The 15,488-nt window shown below is 69.2% G+C and carries 14 protein-coding genes; 2 read left to right on the top strand and 12 right to left on the bottom strand.

The features are described 5' to 3' along the window. Nucleotides 1-40: 40 nt before the first annotated feature. Entirely contained in the window at nt 41-1,165 is a 1,125-nt protein-coding gene (locus E0L17_RS01905; protein WP_167929594.1) for a homoserine dehydrogenase, read from the bottom strand. Between the two features lie 108 nt (nt 1,166-1,273). Here E0L17_RS01905 and thrC point away from each other — a divergent pair, with 108 nt between their 5' ends. Both thrC and thrB read left to right on the top strand, forming a co-directional pair. After that, entirely contained in the window at nt 1,274-2,758 is a 1,485-nt protein-coding gene (gene thrC / locus E0L17_RS01900; RefSeq protein WP_167929593.1) for a threonine synthase, read from the top strand. After that, a complete protein-coding gene (gene thrB, locus E0L17_RS01895; RefSeq protein WP_353652930.1) occupies nt 2,755-3,663 on the top strand; it encodes a homoserine kinase in 909 nt (302 codons plus the stop codon). The genes thrC and thrB overlap by 4 nt, the downstream gene beginning before the upstream one ends. Here the strand turns inward: thrB and E0L17_RS01890 are convergent. From E0L17_RS01890 to E0L17_RS01840, 11 genes are all read right to left on the bottom strand, one after another. Beyond that, a complete protein-coding gene (locus tag E0L17_RS01890; RefSeq protein WP_167929592.1) occupies nt 3,660-3,851 on the bottom strand; it encodes a hypothetical protein in 192 nt (63 codons plus the stop codon). The genes thrB and E0L17_RS01890 overlap by 4 nt on opposite strands. 178 nt (nt 3,852-4,029) lie before the next feature. Next, nucleotides 4,030-5,094 (bottom strand): hypothetical protein, encoded by a 1,065-nt coding sequence (locus E0L17_RS01885; RefSeq protein ID WP_167929591.1) that lies wholly within the window; start codon nt 5,092-5,094, stop codon nt 4,030-4,032. A 391-nt stretch (nt 5,095-5,485) separates the two neighbouring features. Then, nucleotides 5,486-6,193, bottom strand: a complete 708-nt coding sequence (locus E0L17_RS01880; RefSeq protein ID WP_167929590.1) for an ABC transporter ATP-binding protein — start codon at nt 6,191-6,193, stop codon at nt 5,486-5,488. Then, the gene (locus E0L17_RS01875) at nt 6,194-7,048 is read right to left on the bottom strand and encodes an ABC transporter ATP-binding protein (RefSeq protein ID WP_167929589.1); all 855 of its coding nucleotides are present in this window, start codon (nt 7,046-7,048) and stop codon (nt 6,194-6,196) included. Next, on the bottom strand, nt 7,041-8,201 hold the full coding sequence (locus E0L17_RS01870) for a branched-chain amino acid ABC transporter permease (RefSeq protein ID WP_167929588.1): 1,161 nt from the start codon (nt 8,199-8,201) through the stop codon (nt 7,041-7,043). The genes E0L17_RS01875 and E0L17_RS01870 overlap by 8 nt, the downstream gene beginning before the upstream one ends. A gap of 12 nt (nt 8,202-8,213) precedes the next feature. Beyond that, on the bottom strand, nt 8,214-9,086 hold the full coding sequence (locus E0L17_RS01865; RefSeq protein ID WP_167929587.1) for a branched-chain amino acid ABC transporter permease: 873 nt from the start codon (nt 9,084-9,086) through the stop codon (nt 8,214-8,216). 105 nt (nt 9,087-9,191) lie between these two features. Next, the gene (locus E0L17_RS01860; RefSeq protein ID WP_167929586.1) at nt 9,192-10,388 is read right to left on the bottom strand and encodes an ABC transporter substrate-binding protein; all 1,197 of its coding nucleotides are present in this window, start codon (nt 10,386-10,388) and stop codon (nt 9,192-9,194) included. 125 nt (nt 10,389-10,513) lie between these two features. Further along, on the bottom strand, nt 10,514-10,987 hold the full coding sequence (locus E0L17_RS01855) for a VanZ family protein (protein WP_167929585.1): 474 nt from the start codon (nt 10,985-10,987) through the stop codon (nt 10,514-10,516). Beyond that, nucleotides 10,984-12,231 carry a hypothetical protein gene (locus E0L17_RS01850; RefSeq protein WP_167929584.1) on the bottom strand — a complete coding sequence of 416 codons (1,248 nt, stop codon included), beginning with the start codon at nt 12,229-12,231 and terminating at the stop codon, nt 10,984-10,986. Before E0L17_RS01850 ends, E0L17_RS01855 begins: the two co-directional genes overlap by 4 nt. Before the next feature lie 351 nt (nt 12,232-12,582). Further along, nucleotides 12,583-14,559, bottom strand: coding sequence for a transcription termination factor Rho (gene rho, locus E0L17_RS01845; protein ID WP_206108954.1), 1,977 nt, complete (start codon nt 14,557-14,559; stop codon nt 12,583-12,585). 196 nt (nt 14,560-14,755) lie between these two features. Next, nucleotides 14,756-15,463, bottom strand: coding sequence for a MarR family transcriptional regulator (locus E0L17_RS01840; RefSeq protein ID WP_167929583.1), 708 nt, complete (start codon nt 15,461-15,463; stop codon nt 14,756-14,758). Nucleotides 15,464-15,488 lie beyond the last annotated feature (25 nt).

The raw sequence follows: 15,488 nt of genomic DNA, 5'->3' as shown, positions 1-15,488 counted from the left end.
ACCCTGGCAAGCTGCCCGGACGCCCTTGTCACAATCCCCGTCAGGCGAGGGCGGCCATGAACGTGGTGGGGTCGACCTCGAGCGCGGCGTCGAGAAGGGCGCGGGCGCCCGCGGCGGTGACGTCGCGGACGACCACGGCGCCCGGCGCGAAGGGCTCCGCGCCGGGGATCGCAGCGTCGGTGCGGAATACGTGGTCGGAGCGGAGCAGCTCCGGGTCCCACGCGAGGCCGCGCGAGAAGTCGTAGGCGGGCCGGCGAACGCCGCGCACGCAGTCGAGCACGTCCTGGACGATGGCGTTGCCCGTGGGGAGGCTGCCGGCGCCCTGGCCGTAGAAGCGCAGCTCGCCCACCGTGGTGGCGTCGAGGGTCACCAGGTTGAAGTTCGAGGGGACGCTCGCCTCGAGCGAGTCGAGCGGCACGGCGACCGGCTCCACCGCCGCGGCGTAGCGCCCGTCGCGGCAGACGCCGCGCCCGAGGAGCTTGGCCGTGCGGCCGCACCCGGCCAGGAGGTCGAGGTCCGACTTCCTGAGGTTGCGGATGCCCGTCACCGGGAGGTCCTTCTCGCACGCCACGTCAAAGGCCACGGAGGCCGAGATGATGGTCTTGTTGGCCACGTCGACGCCGTCGATGTCGGCGGAGGGGTCGCGCTCGGCGTAGCCGAGGCGCTGCGCCTCGGCAAGCACCTCGGAGAAGTCCGCGCCCTCGCGGCGCATGGCGTCCACGATGTAGTTGGTCGTCCCGTTCATGATGCCCGAGAATGACGTGACCTCGTCGATGCGACGGACCTTCTCGACGCTCGCGATCCAGGGGATGCCGCCTCCGACGGACGCCTCGATGTAGAGGCCCGCCCCCGAGGCCGCCGACGCCGCGGCGAACTCCGCGAAGTGCGCCGCCACGACGGCCTTGTTGGAGGTCACGACGTGCTTGCCCGCCTCGAGCGCCGCCATGATGTAGGTGCGGGCGGGCTCGACGCCGCCCATGCACTCCACCACGAGCCCGATCTCGGGGTCGGACACGATGTCGTCATAGCTGGAGGTCATCCTGGGATCGGTGAGGCGGTCGGGCAGCTCGAGGATGCGCGCGACCTCCACGTCGGGCACGCGCTCGGAGATGATCTGGTCTACGCCGCGGCCGACCGTGCCAAAGCCGAGGAGGGCGATCTTCATGCGTCTCGTCCAATCTTTCGAATGTGTATCCAACGCGCGGCGGGAGCGCGCCCCGCGGCTATGATACTTGCAAGCAAGGCACGGGTACCTCGGACGCAAGGAGCCACAGTGACCCCGTTCTACCACAGCACGCGCTCGGACGCGCAATCCGTAACAAGCAAGCAAGCTATCCTCGCGGGCATCGCGCCCGACGGCGGCCTCTACGTCTCCGACGCGCTCGGCGAGAAGGGCGTGGGCCTGGACGTCGTCTGCGGCCAGGGCTTCCGCGAGACCGCGCGCCTCGTCCTGGGGACGCTCCTGCCGGACTACACGGCCGACGAGCTCGCGGGGTGCGTCGAGGCCGCCTACGGCGCGCAGTGGGACGCGCCCGGCGTCTGCCCCGTCACGCCGCTCGGCGCGGACTGGCTGCTCGAGCTCTATCACGGGCCCACCCGCGCCTTCAAGGACGTCGCCCTCCAGATGCTGCCGCAGCTCATGCGCGTCGCGCGCGCGGACGACGGGCGCAAGATCATGGTGGTCACCGCCACCTCGGGAGACACCGGCAAGGCCGCGCTCGACGGCTTCGCGGGCGTCGACGGCACGGGCGTGACGGTCTTCTACCCGCACGGCAAGGTGTCCGACATCCAGCGCCTCCAGATGGTGACGCAGCTCGGGGGCAACGTCGCCGTGTGCGCCGTGCGCGGCACCTTCGACGACTGCCAGGGCGAGGTCAAGCGCATCTTCGCCGACCGCGAGCTGGCGGCACGCCTCGCCGAGGGCGACGTCGTGCTCTCGAGCGCCAACTCCATCAACGTTGGCCGCCTGGCGCCGCAGGTCACCTACTACTTCGACTCCTACGCGCAGCTCGTGCGCGCGGGAGCCGTCCGCATGGGCGACGAGGTCACGTTCTGCGTGCCCACCGGCAACTTCGGCGACGTCCTCGCCGGCTACTACGCCAGGCGCCTCGGCCTGCCCGTGCGCCGCCTCATCGTGGCGTCCAACGCCAACGACGTCCTCACGGACTTCCTCACCACCGGCACCTACGACCGCCGCCGCGAGTTCCACAAGACCATCTCGCCCTCGATGGACATCCTCGTGTCGTCCAACCTGGAGCGCCTGCTGTACTTCGCCTCCGACGGGGACTGCGAGCTCGTGTCCTCCCTCATGGGCGACCTCGCCGAGAGGGGCGTCTACACCGTGCCCGACCGCGTCATGGACGAGATCCGCTCCGTGTTCTCCTGCGGCCGCGCCGACGACGCCGACACACGCGAGACGATCCGCTCGACCTGGGGCGAGCTCGGCGTCCTCATTGACCCGCACACCGCCGTGGCGAAGCACGTGCTCGACGCCACGCCCGCCGACGGCTCGGCGCGCGTCTGCCTCTCCACGGCGAGCCCATACAAGTTCTGCGCGGACGTCCTCTCCGCCCTCGGCGAGGTCACCGACGGCATGAACGGCTTCGCCTGCATGGACGCCCTCGAGCGCCTCACGGGCACCGTCGCGCCCGGCCAGCTCTCCGGCCTGCGCGCGGACGCCGTCCTGCACGATGACGTCTGCGACCGCGAGCGCATGGGCGCCTTCGTCGAGTCCGCCTGCGCCCGGGTGTTCCTGTGATCGGTGCCGACGGCCGCGAGCGGCCCATGGTCATCGTCCGCGTGCCCGCCACCTCGGCCAACGTGGGCGTGGGCTTCGACTGCCTCGGCCTCGCGCTCGACCTCACGGCGACCTTTCTCATGACGCCGGCCGAGCGGCTCGAGGTCGTGGGGTGCGAGGAGCGCTTCCGCGGCGAGGACAACCTCGTCTGGCAGAGCTACCTCGACGCCTGCGGGCGGCTCGGCACGGACGCCGTGCCCCTGCACATAACGATCCTCTCGCCGATCCCGCTCTCGGGCGGCCTCGGCTCCAGCTCCGCCTGCGTGATCGCCGGCGTCGGCGCGGCGATGGCGCTCTCGGGCGAGGGCTTCTCGCGTGAGAGGGCCCTCGAGCTCGCCGTCGCCATGGAGGGCCACCCCGACAACGTGGCGCCGGCGCTCCTCGGCGGGCTGGTGAGCTCCTTCGTCGACGGCGACGTGACCACCTCGACCAGAATGGACGTTGCCGGCAACCTGCGCTTCGTCGCCGTTGCTCCCCCATACGAGGTTCGCACCGCCGACGCGCGCCGCGTCCTGCCCGAGGAGGTCTCCCGCGAGACGGCCGTCTGGCAGATGGGCCGCTGCGTCGCCGTGGTGCGGGCCCTCGAGCTCGGCGACGCCGACCTGCTCGCCGCCGCCTGCCACGACCGCCTGCACGAGCCGTACCGGGCGAGGCTGATCCCCGACTACGAGACCCTGCGCACAGCGGCCCGCGAGGCCGGGGCCTGCGCCTTCTTCATCTCCGGCTCGGGGTCCACGATGATCGCCGTCGCCGACGGAGACGCCGCGGCGGCGAAGGTGGCCTCCGCGCTTGCCGAGGCCTGCCCCGGCTACTGGCTGCAGACCCTTCCCGCCAACACCCTCGGCACCACCGTCGAGGTCCACTAGCGCACGGCGAGAAGGGCGTGCGACTCGACGCGCCGTTCTTCTCGCCGGTCCTTATCGCCGTCCTTCTCGCCGGTCCTTCTCACCGGCTCTTCTCGCCAGCCCTTATCGCCCGCTGCGGCGCCCCGCAGCCTTGCTGCCGCCCGCCTCCCCGCCCCGCATCGCTTAGGTGAGCAAATTCCCTCAACCATCCTGCATGGATTTCTTAGGTGAGTCGAAGATGGGCAGGTGATTCACCATCTCGCTCCTTAGGTGAGTCGCGACCGTTCGAATTATTTGCTCACCTAAGCGAGTGGGAATCCGAGCGGGAATCCGAGTGGAGGTCGTCCGCGCTCACCTAAGCAAGCGTGGGTCGTCCGGTCGGCGCCGTCACGGCTCGACCCAACGCCCGAGGAGGTCCCGGCGAAGCTGCAGGCGCTGCGTCATTGCCTCCCTGCCGCCGAGGACGAACGCCACGCCGAGCCGCTCCGCGAGCATCCTCGCGAGCTCGTTCATGAGGTCGATCTTCGAGAGCTGGTACTTCTCGAGAATGAGCACCTCGTAGCCGAGGTGGTTCAGGATGTTGCCCTTGCGTGCGTCGGAGAGCTTGGTCGCCCGCTGCTTGTGGACAAGCTCGCCGCGATACTCGACCATCGTTCGTCGGTCCGCCCACGTGAGGTCGCAGACGTATCCCTCGACCCCGTACGTCGCCGCGTCCGACGCGGACAGCGGGGTCAGCACGTTGAGGCGCGGCCTCTGCAGCCCGTACCCTCCGCGGGCAAGCGGTAGCGAGAAAAGCAGTGACGACCTCACCTCGCCCGGCGATGCGGCGCGCTCAACCGCCAGGTCGACAAGGGAGAGCAGGCGCCCCGTCCCATGCGGCATCCTCAGCCCCTCCCGTGACCTGAGATCGCGCGCCGCCCTGACCCAGTCCCTGATTCCGGTGGCCGTGACGAGCGGCGGGCCGTGGCGAAGGCCCGTCTCCGAGGCGTCGTCGATGACGAAGAACCCCATGAGCTCGCTGATGAGCTCGAGCATGGCGACGTCATCCAGGCGGTCCGCAAGCTGCAGGAGCGTGAGCGGCACGCCGGTGACGAGCAGGCCCGTCTCCGGGTCCCTGCAGATGGACCCCTCCGGATACGGGCCCGACAGCAGGTGGCAGGCCACGCCATGATGCCGCTCGCGCCCGCCGCGCGACGAGACGACGCAGTCCAGGGTCGGGCGCGCCGTGCCGAGCGCCCCTCTCGCGGGAAGGACGAGACGGCCCGCGAGGTGGGTCGGCATCAGGCTGGTCGAAACGGCGGTCGGGAGCGCGTCAAGACGGACGCGCGGCTCCCGGTCAAAGATGAGGCGCACGAGCAGATCGTCGGGATTCTGGGCGTCGACCCTCCTTCGCGCCCGGCGCCAGAGCTCGACGGCGCTGCCATACCCCAGACACAGCTCCCTGTTCTCCATGCTCCCCTCCCTATGCCATGTTTTCCTTATAGGGTATAAAACTTTAGATTCTGTTGTCTATATCTTTTTTATCCTCGCCACCTCCCTGCCGCTTAGGTGAGCAAATACTTCGAACGGTCACGACTCACCTAAGGAGAGGGGGCGCTGAACAACTGGCACTTTGTGACTCACCTAAGAAATCCGTGCAGGCTAGTTGAAAGTTTTTGCTCACCTAAGCTGTCGGGGGGCGTGGGGCGGCGAGAAGGACGGCGGAGGGGGCGAGAAGGACGGCGGCGAGGCGAGAAGGACGGGCGAGAAGGACCGCGGCACGAGAAAGGCGGCGGACCCGGGAGGGTGGTCCGCCGCCAGAGACGAGGGCGGCAGAAGGCCGCCGCCCAGGTACCCGATGTTGTCAGCCGCCGAGGTAGGCCTTTCGGACGTCGTCGTCGACGAGCAGCTCGGCGCCGGTTCCAGTCTTCTTGATCGTGCCGATCTCCAGGACGTACGCGCGGTCGGCAACGGAGAGCGCCATGTTGGCGTTCTGCTCGACGAGCAGGATCGTGGTCCCGGCCTCGTTCAGCTGCTTGACGATGTCGAAGATCTCCTGCACGAGAATCGGCGCGAGACCCATGGAGGGCTCGTCGAGCATGAGCAGGCGCGGCTTGCTCATGAGCGCGCGACCCATGGCGAGCATCTGCTGCTCGCCGCCGGAGAGCGTGCCGGCCACCTGCCCGCGGCGCTCCTTCAGGCGCGGGAAGTGCTCGTAGACCTTCTCGAGCGTCTCCTTGTTCTCCGCGTCCGTGCGCGTGTAGCCGCCCATCTCGAGGTTCTCGGCGACCGTCATCTGCGTGAAGACGCGACGCCCCTCGGGGCACAGCGCCAGCCCGCGCTCGACGATCTTGTGCGCGCGCATGCCGAGGAGGGTCTCCCCCTCGAAGTCCACGGATCCCGAGTCGGGCTTGATGAGGCCCGCCACGGTGTTGAGCGTGGTGGACTTGCCGGCCCCGTTGGCGCCGATGAGGGTCACGATCTCACCTTCATTGATTTCGAAGGAGATGCCGCGGACCGCCTTGATCGCGCCGTAGGAGACGTGCAGGTCCTTGACGGAGAGAAGGGCCATCTACTTCACCTCCTGCTTGCCGAGATAGGCCTCGATGACGCGCGGGTCGTTCTGGATCTGCTCGGGGGTGCCCTTGGCGATGATCTTGCCGTAGTCGAGCACGCCCACGACCTCGCACACGCCCATGACGAGGCTCATGTCATGCTCGATCAGGAGGATGGCGATCTGGAACTCGTCGCGGATCTTGAGGATGTTCTCCATCAGCTCCTCGGTCTCGGCGGGGTTCATGCCCGCCGCGGGCTCGTCGAGGAGCAGGACCTTCGGACCGGTGGCGAGGGCGCGGAGGATCTCCAGGCGGCGCTGGGCACCGTACGGGAGGTTGCCGGCCTGGGTGTCGGCATACTTCCTCATGTCGAAGATGTCGAGCAGCTCGAGGGCCTTCTCGCGGTACTCGGCCTCCTGGCGCCAGTGGCCGGGCAGGCGGAGCATGTCCGTGATGAGGTTCGTCCTCATGGCGTTGCCGTAGCCCACGAGCACGTTCTGCTCCACCGTCATCTGCGAGAAGAGCCTGATGTTCTGGAACGTGCGGGCCACGCCCATGCGGTTGACCTCGGCGACGGACTTGCTCGCGGTGTCGTAGCCGTCAACGAGGACGGTGCCGCGCGTAGGCTTGTAGACGCTCGTGAGCAGGTTGAAGATCGTGGTCTTGCCGGCGCCGTTGGGGCCGATCAGGCCGGAGATCTCCGTGCGGCCCATGGCGATGTTGAAGTCGTCCACGGCGGTGAGGCCGCCGAAGTCGATGCCGAGGTGCTCGGCCTGGAGCACGGGGATGGAGCCGAGGTCGCGCTCGGGGATGAGGTTGGGCGTCTCCATCTGCACGAGGACGGGACGGCGCTTCTTCTTGTCGCTAGGCATCGCGGCTCGCCTCCTTTCCGTCGTCGGCGCCCGCGGGCGCGGCGCCCTTCCTCGACCACGGGAAGTCGCGGTTCATGACGCGCTCGATGATGCGGGAGAGCGAGAAGTCGTACGAGCCGAGCAGGCCCTGCGGCCTAAAGATCATCACGAGGATCAGCACGATGGCGTAGGCGATCATGCGGTACTCGGAGAACGCGCGCAGCGCCTCGGGCAGGATCGTGAGGACGGTGGCGGAGAGCGCGGAGCCGAGCATGGAGCCCATGCCGCCGAGGACCACCATGACGAGGATCTCGATCGACTTCATGAAGCCGAAGACCGCCGGCTGCAGGACGCCGACGCACCCCGCGTAGAGGCCTCCCGCCACGCCCGCGAAGAACGCGGAGGCGACGAAGGCGAGCGTCTTGTAGTAGGTGGTGTTGACGCCCGTGGCCTCGGCCGCGATCTCGTTGTCGCGGATGGCGAGGATCGCGCGGCCGTGGCGGGACTTCATCATCGTGTGGATGAGGAAGCACACCACCGCCACGCAGCCGAAGACGAGCAGGAAGCTCGTGTAGCTGGGGATGCCGGTGAGCCCGGCGGCGCCGCCCGTGAGCTCGAAGCCGAGCACGCTGTCGATGTTGAGCATCACGACGCGGATGATCTCGGCGAAGGCGAGCGTGATGATGGCGAGGTAGTCGCCCTTAAGGCGCAGGGCGGGAATGCCGATGATGATGCCCGCCACCGCGGCGCACAGACCACCCACGACGAGGCCGCCCAGGACGAGCAGGACCGTCATCGGCGAGCCGGTCACGAAGTCACGCGCCCCGATGCCGAGGACCTCGCTCATGCGGATGATGAAGATCGAGCAGCCGTAGGCGCCCATCGACATGAAGCCGGCGTGTCCCAGCGGGAGCTGGCCGAGGTAGCCGGTGGCGATGTTGAGCGAGACGGCCAGGATGATGTAGATGCCCACCTGCTCGAGCACCGTGGACTGATAGCGGTTGATGGCGCCGCCGTCGATCATGAGCTCGCCCAGGACGAGAATGACGAGCACCAGGACGGCGTTGATCGCGTACCTCACGGGCATCGACAGGCTGCGGCGCCTGCCGGCGGCCGGCTGCGGGCCGCCCGTCGAGATGATGGGGCGCTTCTCGGTCATGACCTCTTCCTCCATGCGTGCACCCCCTTAGACCTTCTCGTTCATCGTGCGGCCGAAGATGCCGGTGGGCCGCACCACGAGGACGATGATGAGCAGCAGGAACACCACGGCGTCCTTCCAGACGGAGAGGCCGAGCGCGGTGACGACGACCTCGGCAAAGCCGACGAGCAGCCCGCCCACGACGGCGCCCGGGATCGAGCCGATGCCGCCCAGGACCGCCGCCACGAAGGCCTTGGTGCCGAGCATCATGCCCATGGTGGGGCTGGCCTGCGTGTAGGCCATCGCGTAGAGCACGGCCCCGATGCCGGCGAGCGCCGAGCCCACGGCAAAGGTGAAGGAGATCGTGGAGTTGACGTTGATGCCCATGAGGCGCGCCGCCCCCATGTCCTCGGACACGGCGCGCATGGCCTTGCCGAGCTTGGTCTTCTGCACCACGAGGGTGAGCGCGACCGTGGCCACGATGGTGACGATGACTGTGAGCACCGAGGGGAACGAGAGCGCGAGGCCGCCCACCTGGATGGTCTGCAGGTCGGTGTAGGCGGGGACCACCTTGGCGTCGGCGCCGAAGACGAGCTGCGCGCCGTTCTCCAGGAAGTACGAGACGCCGATGGCGGTGATGAGGATCGAGAGCCTCGGCGCGTTTCTCAGCGGGGCGTAGGCGACCTTGTCGATGAGCACGCCCATGAGCGTGCACGCGGCCACGGAGAGTATGACGGCGAGGACGGGGTTGAGCCCCAGCTGGGCCATGACCAGCCACGACACGTACGCGCCGACCATGATGATGTCGCCGTGGGCGAAGTTGAGCAGCAGGATGATGCCGTACACCATCGTGTAGCCCAGGGCGACGAGCGCGTAGATGCTGCCGAGCTGCAGGCCGTTGAGCACCTGCGTAATGAACAAGGCGAGCTCCTCTCATGAGGGGCGCGGCAGGGCCGCGCGAGCAAAGCGGGGCACCGGGCACGGCTTGCCCGGTGCCCCGTAAGGGGCGAGAAGGACGAGGGGCCGCTAGGCCTCGAGGACCTGGAAGGTCTCCTCGGTGCCGTCCTCGGCGAAGGTGATGATGAGCGAGGACTTGACCGGGTCGCCGGTGCCCTCGTAGGAGATGGAGCCCGTGACGCCATCGACGGTGCCGGCCGCGATGCCGTCGATCACGGCCTGCTTGTACTCGTCGGTGCCGGCCTCGAGCCCGGCCTCTTCGGCGGCGGTGAGGCCCGCGGCGAGGACCATCGCGGCGTCGTAGCCGAGCGCGCAGAAGTTGGTGGGAGCCTCGCCGTACTCGGCCTCGTAGTCGGAGACGAACTTCGTGGCCGTCTCGGACTCGTTGGAGGAGCTGAAGGCGCAGCAGTAGTAGCAGTCGTGGAGGTTGGCGGCGTCGGCGTAGTTCTCGGAGCCGCCGTAGATGCCCGACCAGCCGTCGACGCCCAGGAAGACCTTGTCATAGCCCTGGCCGCGGGCCTGGTTCACGATCATGCCGTCGTCCTGGTAGTAGTTGGGGACGAGGATGGCGTCGGGGCTGGTGGCGATGATGTTGGTGAGCTGCGCCTTGAAGTCGACGTCGCCCTCGGCGTAGGACTGCTGGGTGGTGATGGTGATGCCCAGGGCCTCGGCCTCCTCGCAGAAGGCGGCGTTGACGCCCTCGGAGTAGTCGGAGCCGGAGAGGTAGAGCGTGGCGACGTTCTTGTAGCCCTGCTCCGAGGCGAAGTGGGCCATGACGCGGCCCTGCTCGGGGTCGGTCACGCAGGCGCGGAAGTAGTTGGAGCCGTAGGTGACGACGTCGGCGGCCGTGGCGGACGGGGTCACGCAGGGCATGTTGTCGGCCACGGAGGCCTGGGCCACGGCGATGGTGGGGCCGGTGAGGACGGAGCCGACGATGCCCGTCACGCCGTCCTCCTGGACGAGGCGATTGTAGGCGTTGACGGCCTCGGTGGCGTCGCCCTTGGTGTCGTAGACGACGGCCTCGATCTGCTTGCCGTTGACGCCGCCGTCGGCGTTGAGCTGCTTGAAGTAGAGCTGCGCGCCGTTCAGGCACGCGAGGCCGTAGGACGAGTTGTCGCCGGTGTGCGGGCCCATGACGCCCACCTTGATGCCGGATGCGCCGGAGGACTCCCCGCCCCCGTTGCCGCCGCAGCCCACGAGCCCGAGGCCCAGGGCGAGCGCAGCCGAGCCGGTCACGAACTGGCGCCTGGAAACGTTCTCAAACATGTCTTTCTCCTCCCGTCGCTTCTTACGTAAAGCGTGCTGCTACCGTACGCCCGCCCCAAGCGAGGCAACAGCGATGTGGAGGAATTGTTAACCGAGCTGTGACGCTGCTAACAGCATCGAAACAATCACCGCGCCCGCAGCCTCGCGGCCAGGCGCGAGAGCGCCCAGGAGAGCGCGACGCCCGCCGTGACGCCCGCAAGGTCGATGCAGACGTCGACCGGGTTTCCCGAGCGTCCGGGGACGAAGAGCTGTATCGACTCGTCGATGACGGGCACAAGGGCGACGAGCAGGCCCGCGGGCAGCGCGGGCCTGCCGGACTCGGCGCGCCGCGCGACGAGGAGCCCGCGGACGATCACGCCGAGGACCGCATACTCGGAGAAGTGGGCGCACTTGCGGACGGCGAGCGACATGGCGTCGGCGTCCACCACCCCGACCGCCTCGAAGAGCGGCCTCAGCAGTCCCACGACGAGGCCGCTCTCGGCCGAGGACTGAGGGCCCTGGACGAGCGAGTGCCCCCAGATGAGGGCTATCCACAGAACGAGCGCGGCGGCCCATGAGAGGCTGGGCCGCCGCGCCGAGTCGCCATGCGCGCGCATCATGCCTCGATTGCCACCGTGCTCGAGAAGTGCCGCGGCGTATGGGCGGGGCGGGCGGACGCGGACCCCGCGAGGTGCGCCGAGCGCTGCGTCCCCCCTTCGATGACCTGCAGGAACCGCCTGGAGGTGCGGCGGACGGCATTGGAGGAGTTCTTGGAGAACTCGTCGTTGATGAGGTAGTCGACGTAGGACTCCGTGTCCACGACCTCGGGATGGCCGGCAGGCGGGCGGAAGGGGATGAACGCGGTGTCAGGCTCGAGGTTGTCGGGCTCGTCGAGCGTGTCGAACCCGCCCACCGGATCGATGAACTCGATGGGGTCGCGCTGCGGGAGCTCTGCGGCGACCAGCTCGTCGAGCGAGCGCAGGGCCGCGGCCCAGTCGTCGTCCTCGGTGAGCTCCTCGACCGTGCGGCGCTCGGGATACGCCCCCTCGTCGACGAAGGCAACGCGCCCGGAGATGCCCTCACGGGACGCGCCCGTCGGCGGGACGTCGAAGCCGTAGGAGAGGCCCGCGTCAAGCCTGCGGCCCATGCCGGAGAAGTCGGCGGGGATGGCGAGCGGGTCGTCCTCGGCGGCTATCGAGAAGGACGAGGGGATGGCGTCGGCGCCGACGGAGGCCGTCCACCAGCTCGTGCCCACGTCCCCCACCGTCCCGTCAGCGCGTTCGATGACGGGGACGCCCGCCATCCTGCCCGCGTCCATGCGCGCCCTGAGCGTCGCGGCGACGCCCTCGGCGCGTCGCGCCATGCGCTCGCGGAAGCTCAGGCGGCTGACGTAGTTCTCGGCGACGTCCTCGTAGTCGCGAGCGGCGTGGCTCGGCCCGCGGCGCTCGGGCGCGGGCTCCGCGGCGGCCCGCGTGACGACGGGAAGCGGCTTTTCGATGGGCGCCGAATCGGCAGGCGCGCTCCCGGCAACCGGCTCCCCCTCGACCGGGCGCATGTGGCGCGGGCGATACGCGGGTGCCTCGTCGGGCACCCCGACGGAGGCGGAGGTCTGCTCGGGAGGTGCCGTCACCGCGCGTCTCGCCGCGGCGCGTCGGGACAGCCCACGCACGAGCGCCGCCACGCCGAGCACGCCGCCCACGGCGACGACGCCGCTCGCGAAGCCGGCGACAAAAGACACCCCCGGGGAGGAAAGGACCTCGCCGACCACGTCCTCAAGCGAAAGGGCCGTCGCGGGCGCCGGCAGCGCCAGCGCGAGCGACCCGCCTATCCCAGCAAGGACGGCCGGATTCCTTCCCACTCTCATGCTCTCCCGCTCCTCCCAGAGACGGAAGACGAGACGAACTTCAAACCACGGTTCCCCACCAACGAATACGAGGTGGGAGGTGGCGTCTACGGTTTGGGCTTCGTTTCATCTTCGTGTTACCGCGACGACGCGCATGCGCGCTTTCATGAGACTATACCCATTCGCCAACGTAACACGCAAGGGGTTTCGACCTACAGATTAGGTCCCCTCCCCCAATTGGCGCGTTTTTCGCCGCGGGAGGCCCCACAAACCCGACGTCCTTCTCGGCAGATTCGACGGACGAAGCAGGCGCGCGCCCCGAGCGAACGGGGCGCGCGCCTGAGAGGATCGATGGGGAGGGACGGCCCCGTCCTAGGCGATGTAGCCGGTCTGGTTGGCCTTCTTGGCACTCTTGATCAGGAACTCCTCGTTGGAGTCGGTCTCCTTGAGGCCGCGCACGAGCGCGTTGGCGGCGCGCTCCACGTTGTTCATGTTGGCGAGAACGCGACGGATGCCCCAGACGAACGGCTGGTAGGCAGGGTCGATCAGCAGGTCCTCGTTACGCGTGCCGGACGCCACCGGGTCGATGGCCGGGAAGATGCGCTTGTCGGCGAGGTCGCGGTCGAGCTTGAGCTCCATGTTGCCCGTGCCCTTGAACTCCTCGAAGATGACCTCGTCCATCTTGGAGCCGGTGTCCACGAGCGCGGAGGCGATGATGGTGAGCGACCCGCCGTTCTCGATGTTGCGCGCGGCGCCGAGGAACTTCTTGGGCGGGTAGAGCGCGGCGGAGTCGACGCCGCCGGAGAGGATGCGGCCGCTCGCGGGCTGCGCGAGGTTGTAGGCGCGCGCGAGGCGGGTGATGGAGTCGAGCACCACCACGACGTCCTCCCCCATCTCGACGAGACGCTTTGCGTGCTCGATCACGAGCTCCGAGACGTGCGTGTGGTTCTCGGCCGGCATGTCGAAGGTGGAGGCCACGACCTCGCCCCTGATGGAGCGCTCCATGTCCGTGACCTCCTCGGGGCGCTCGTCCACGAGCAGGCAGAAGAGGTGCACCTCGGGATTGTTGGCGGCGATGGACTGGCAGATCTTCTTGAGGACCGTGGTCTTGCCCGCCTTGGGCGGGGAGACGATGAGGCCGCGCTGGCCCTTGCCGATGGGCGAGACCAGGTCGATGGCGCGGCCGGTGATGGAGTCCTTGCCGCACTCCATGACCAGGCGCTCGTTGGGATAGACCGGGGTGAGGTCGCGGAATCGGGGGCGCGCCTTGAGGTTCTCTGGCGCGCGGCCGTTCACCGCGGAGACGCGGATGAGGGGCGGGTACTTGCTGTTGGAGCGGCCGGGGCCGACGGTGCCCGACACGCGGTCGCCGGCGCGCAGGCCGAGCGAGCGAATCATCTGCTGGTGGACGAACGCGTCGTCGTCGCCCTCCATGTAGTTGCCGGTGCGGATCCAGCCGTAGCCCTCGTTGCCGATCTCGAGGATGCCCTCGACGGGGCGGAAGCCCTCCGCACGGGCGGCGGCCTCGTAGATGGCCTCCACGAGCGCCGGCTTGCGCACGCCCACGTAGTCGATCTCGAGCTCCGCGGCCTTGGCGCGCAGCTCGGCGACCTTCATCTCGGCAAGCTCCTCGCGGGTGAGCGAGGGCTCGGCGGTCTCCTGCTGGCGGCGGTTGCGACGGCGGCCCTGGCCGTTCTGGCGACGGCCCTGGCCGGCGAAGCCGCCCGAGGGGCCCTGGCCGGCACCGCCGCCGGAGGCCTCGCGGTCGCCCTTGTGGCGACGCTTGCGCCCCTGGCGCGGGGCCTGCTCGGCGGCCTCCTGCTGCGGCTGCTCGCCCTGGGCGGCGTCCTTTCCGGAAGCGCCCTCGTCGAGGGTCTGCGCGGGCATGGGGGTGGGCTCGGAGCTCGCGCGCGTCGCCGCCTCCGTCGCGCGGGTCATCTCGTCGGGCTGGGGGTCGGCAGGGGACGGCTGCTGCGGGCTCGCGGGCTGCTCGGGCGCCTCCGCCGCCTTGTCGGCCTTGCGGGGCCTCCCGCGGCGGCGCTTGGGGGCCGGGGCGGCCTCGTCGGCCTGCTGGGCGGGAGCGTCCGCCCCATCGGTCGCCTGCGCGACCGGCGCCTCCGGCTCGGCGGCCTGCTCCGCCTTGCGTGGCCTGCCGCGGCGGCGCTTGGGGGCGACGGGCTCGCCTGCGGCCTCGGCCTCCTCGCGCGCCTTTGCCTCCGCGGCCCGCGCGGCCTCCATCTCCGCCTTGGTGCGGCGGCGCCGACGTGGCTTCGCCGGCGTCGTCTCAGGCGCGGCGGTCACGGAATCGGCCTGGTCAGGCACGGAAACAGGCGTCTCGGCGTCCGACATATAACTACCTCTCTTGTTGCGACCCCACATGCGCCACGGCACGGGCGTCAGAAATGGCCCGGGTGCGATGTGCGCTCTCATATGGGTTCGGGGAACGCATCCCCATAAAACGGATGAAGGCGGCCGCGCACCTACCGTGCGGGACCGCCTTCAGACTATAGCACGTATCAGACGATGGCGCAGCAAAAACGTTGCATTACGCCACGTCGTCATCGGCGTCGGCCGCCTTGCGGCTGCCGCGGAGCTTGCGGCGCACGACGACGCCCTCGATGGTCTCGACGAGCGCCTCCGCCGCGCGGACGCCCTCCTCGGTGAGGCTCACGCTCGTGGTGTGCGCGCCCGCCGAGTCGTGGGAGCGCGTCGCGAGGCCGCGCTCGACGAGCGAGGAGACCGACATCGAGACCGTGGGCTGCAGAAGGCCGAGCGCGTCGACGATCTGCATGATGGTGAGCGAGTCGCTCTCGGAGGCATAGAGGCCAAGCAGCACGAGGTCACCGGCCTTGCAGAAGAGCGAGCCCATGGCGTCGACGTACTTCCTGATGCGCTCCGCCGACGTCCGGGAGAGGGCGCGGCCCGTGGGGATCTGCGCGCGGGTGAGGTCGGAGAGCTCCTCCACGCGGGCGCGGCCGCGCTCGGAGATGGAGCAGACGACGTTCCTGCGGTCCTCGGCGCCCTCGGCGCGCTCGATGAGGCCGAGCGCCGCGAGGTGGTTCGTGCGATGGGTCATCGTGGGCCTGAGCGCACCCTGGTACTCGGCGATCGCAGAGGTCTTCATCGGCTCGTCGGCGATCTCGAGCCGGCAGAGGATCGCGAACTCCTCGAAGGTGAGGCGCTCATCCGAGGCGCCCGCCTGCCTGACGATGTTGTACGCCCTTCTGACGGACATGAATTCCTTGAGGTCCACGGCCCCGCCTCTCACACACCTTCGC

The organism is Olsenella sp. SW781 (genome assembly GCF_012027725.1).
Taxonomy (GTDB): Bacteria; Actinomycetota; Coriobacteriia; order Coriobacteriales; family Atopobiaceae; genus Thermophilibacter.
The sequence above is the reverse complement of the archived record's forward strand: the minus strand, read 5'-3'. Positions and strand labels throughout refer to the sequence as shown.